5 protein-coding genes are annotated in these 3,106 nt (G+C 37.3%); all 5 read left to right on the top strand.

Annotated elements, in window-relative coordinates; translation table 11 throughout:
• Positions 1-1,065, top strand: a 1,065-nt coding sequence (locus tag HOO90_RS02590) for a hypothetical protein (protein WP_292839177.1), incomplete at its 5' end; no start/stop codon positions are given.
• A gap of 175 nt (positions 1,066-1,240) precedes the next feature.
• Positions 1,241-1,519, top strand: a complete 279-nt coding sequence (locus HOO90_RS02585) for an integration host factor subunit beta (protein ID WP_292839175.1) — start codon at positions 1,241-1,243, stop codon at positions 1,517-1,519.
• A gap of 60 nt (positions 1,520-1,579) precedes the next feature.
• The gene (locus HOO90_RS02580) at positions 1,580-2,188 is read left to right on the top strand and encodes a hypothetical protein (RefSeq protein WP_292839173.1); all 609 of its coding nucleotides are present in this window, start codon (positions 1,580-1,582) and stop codon (positions 2,186-2,188) included.
• Positions 2,189-2,291: 103 nt separating this feature from the next.
• Positions 2,292-2,624, top strand: coding sequence for a hypothetical protein (locus tag HOO90_RS02575; RefSeq protein WP_292839171.1), 333 nt, complete (start codon positions 2,292-2,294; stop codon positions 2,622-2,624).
• 283 nt (positions 2,625-2,907) lie between these two features.
• On the top strand, positions 2,908-3,106 hold a 199-nt coding region (locus HOO90_RS12105; RefSeq protein WP_366928733.1), incomplete at its 3' end, for a zinc-ribbon domain-containing protein.

Below are 3,106 nucleotides of genomic sequence, written 5' to 3'. Positions count from 1 at the left end.
GAGTTAGCTAGCGGTGTTGCTACAAGAGGGCTGGCAACATATAAGGACTACAAAGAAGTTATTAATGATTATTTAATAGCGTGTTTAGGCAAGCGCAAAATAACTAACATTGATTTTACTGCGTTAAGTGAACTGGAAGCTTTTCGCAATGAGCGTATGCAAAAAACACCTTCACGTAGCACTATGCTTACTCATAATGCAGCTTTAAACAGAGTATTTGATGAAGCAGAGATACGTGGTTACATAACTAAAATTAATCGTCCTACACTTGTAGCAACAGGTGCAAAATCAATTCGTCGTCCAGCTTTTGACATTATTGAAGTACAGGCATTACTAGGTAATTTTGAGGCTTGGATTAAACGAGCACGTACACCAAAGTCACGCGCATTGCGATTTGTGCTATCTCAATATGTAAATGTATTGCTTGATACTGGTGCAAGACCAGGCAAGGAATTACTTAATTTGAGATGGAAGCAAATTAAGCCAAGTATTAAACCTGAGGTAAAACATACTGGGCAGCTAGATGAAGAGGGTGAAGAAATTGTAAGTCATAATTTAAATCGTTCTGTAGTAATGACAGTTTCAGGCAAAAATGGCGAGCGTGAAATAGTAGGCATGTTACGTACAGTAAATGCACTAAAGGAAATTGGAAAGCGTAATTATGCTGTTGAAATGTCCGTAGCTTATCCGCTTAAAAATATTGTAGTGGCTAGTAATAACGACTTGGTATTTACTATTAAAAATGGTGTTAAGCCAACTAGCTTTAATGCATTGTTTGAAAGTTATTTGGAAGAACATAATTTATTAGTTGACCCAAAAACAAATCAAAATCGTGTTTTATATAGCTTGCGTCATACATACGCAACTCTAGCTTTGACGCACGACAAAGTACCAATACATACACTTGCAAAACAAATGGGTACTAGCGTAGTAATGATAGAAAAACATTACAGTCATTTAGATGTTGTAAAAGCAATAGAGCAATTGCGAGGCAATGAAAGTAGGCAACTAATTAATGCAGGTGGCGTAATAGATGCATTTTATGCAAGTAAAAAAGCACCATAGTGTGCAAACGCATTAAACGTGCTGTAAATGCTTAACGAAGTAATTGAATATCGTTTATACGCACTTAAGTTAAAACAGCCTGTATGGCGGCTAGTGCAAAGGCTAGATGTATTAGCACTTGCAAAGCCGTGCTACTATCTAGTTCACTCATTAAATTCAATATTTCACACACTAAATGGTACGTTCAGAATTAATCCAAATTATCGCTAGTAAATTTCCACAACTAACGCTTTCTGATGTTGATGCTAGTGTGATGACAATTATTGACGGAATGACTGATAGTTTAGCTAAAGGCGACAGAGTAGAAGTAAGAGGTTTTGGCTGTTTTGTAATTAATTACAGACCACCACGTATTGCACGTAATCCAAAAACTGGAGCGCGTGTTGAAGTGGCTGCAAAATATGCACCGCACTTTAAAGTTGGTAAAGAGCTTAAGGAAATGGTGGATAAGTAGCGTTACTTACATTAGCAATACAAACAGATTTATCAACTCATCTCGCGCAATGCACCTCTAATGCAAAAACTAAATCCCACAAAAATTGACGCATTAGTAGCCAAGCTGGCTAATGGCGGCAAGGTTAGTGGGCGTGATTTAACGAACGTACTAGGTGAAGGTGGTTTGGTTGAGTATGAGCAGTTATGGAGTGAGGAATTAGAAAGGCGTAAGTTTTTTGACAACAAGCCAATGGCACTAGCAGACTATGAAGCAATGCTTAAACGTGCTGATTTTCTAACAGCACGTGCAGATAAGACAGCTACAGTAAACAGTGCAAAAAATTTACGTGTATTGGCAAAGCAAGAATATCAAGCAGCACTAGCGTATTTGAAAACATATATTGGGAATAATGCAAGTGCAGAGGTTTGGTTGGATAGGGATGTGTTTGGTTTGGTTGGAATTGGAAGTAACGCAAATCAAGTGCCGCGCTTAGTAACAAGCAGAAGTGAACATAAGCTAACAGATGGGGCTAGTGCAGCAGTAAGCAAAGAAGATGTAAAGCGCACAGTGTTGAAAAATACATTGGATAGACTTGTGGCAGCAGAGAACACAGATGAAGCATTAGCTATCAGTGCAAAACTAAAAGTGATGTTGGAAAATTTAATTAAGCGCAGCAGAGGCTGGTAGGCTACACGTAGTTTTTTTGCACAGTTTACTGTATATGGTTTGCAAAGAATAAAAATTAGGTTCAGTATCACCCCCATCTAATAAATTAATTGGGAGAGTTGTTTTGGATTACTCAACACCACCTTTTTGGACAAATCAGCCACACACAAACAAATACGCAAAACCCAAGCTTCCCTCACATCATGTTACTAAAGCTACGGTAATAGTTGTTAAGAATGCGTTTTATCGTAATGCTGTATTTGATGGAATTTTTTTAATCAGCCCAAATAAAATTCCACCTTTAGATAAAGCAAAAGAAAGGGTGGAAGTTGAGTGTAGATGGTTTGATGCAAGATTAAAAACACGTGGCATTAGAATACTTGTTGATAATACAAATGGAAACGCAGTGATTGATTACGACTACACTGGTGATGTGGTTTGTAATTTAGCGGTTTAATAGATTCAATTATTAGGTAAATTAAAAGTCAACAGAAGATTTTTACATTAAGTCAAATTGTGTTGTTAACTCGACAGTAGGCTTAACAAGCTTAATTCGTTCATTACTTCAAATCTACCGCAGCACGTTTCATATCAGCAGTAACGTTTATGTAGCGCATTGTTGTTTGCGCTTGTCAGAGAGACATTGCTAATATTAAATATTGAGTAGGTTCAAAAATATTGACCAAATTTTAAAAAGGGTGCATTATTCAATCAACTAAAAATAAGAATGAAAGCATAAAATGGTGAACTGCATCAGTTGCGGCAAAGATATTGCTGACAACTCTAAATTCTGCCGCTTCTGCAGTGCTCCACAAGTAGCAAAACCTTCAGTGCCTTCATGCAAGAAGTGCGGTAGTGTATTATTGCCAAATGCTAAATTCTGTAAAGGTTGTGGTGCGAAGGTTGAGCAGATAGATAATCTTGCAACACCAACACCAA

It is taken from the genome of Methylotenera sp. (assembly GCF_013141425.1).
GTDB lineage: Bacteria > Pseudomonadota > Gammaproteobacteria > Burkholderiales > Methylophilaceae > Methylotenera.
This window is presented reverse-complemented; position numbering and strand designations above follow the sequence as displayed.

Excerpts from the sequence above, each read along its gene's own strand:
- HOO90_RS02585 (WP_292839175.1), top strand. The coding sequence starts at position 1,241 with ATGGTACGTTCAGAATTAATCCAAATTATCGCTAGTAAATTTCCACAA.
- HOO90_RS02580 (WP_292839173.1), top strand. The coding sequence starts at position 1,580 with ATGCAAAAACTAAATCCCACAAAAATTGACGCATTAGTAGCCAAGCTG.